Source organism: Streptomyces sp. CB02056 (genome assembly GCF_001905545.1).
Classification (GTDB): Bacteria; Actinomycetota; Actinomycetes; order Streptomycetales; family Streptomycetaceae; genus Kitasatospora.
In genome coordinates this window covers 1,188-1,493 of the sequence record NZ_LIPD01000017.1, presented here as the reverse complement: position 1 = coordinate 1,493, position 306 = coordinate 1,188, and the positions used below count along the sequence as shown (strand labels likewise).

Genomic DNA, 306 nt, shown 5'->3' with positions numbered 1-306 from the left:
CCCCACAGAAGACCCCCGCAGGCCCCCTCACCCATCCGTCCGCACGATCAGCAGCAACAACGCGTCGTCCCGCAACTCCCCACCCGTGTGCGCCAGCAGGTCCGCGTACACCCGCCCGACCGCCGTCTCCAGCTCCCCCTCCGAGCGCGCGGCCCCCCGCACCAGCGGCCCGACCCGCTCCGCCAGCGGGTAGAACTCGCCGCTCGTCCGGTGCCGCGCCTCGATCACCCCGTCCGTGCAGAGCACCAGCACGTCCTCCGCCCCGAACGGCTGGGCCCAGGTGGTCGGCTCCCCCGCCGCCAGCCG

At 75.5% G+C, this 306-nt stretch carries 1 protein-coding gene; it reads right to left on the bottom strand.

The window, feature by feature from the left end:
- Window positions 1–27: 27 nt before the first annotated feature.
- A partial coding sequence (locus AMK13_RS34390; RefSeq protein WP_158077782.1) for a SpoIIE family protein phosphatase occupies window positions 28–306 on the bottom strand: 279 nt, incomplete at its 5' end.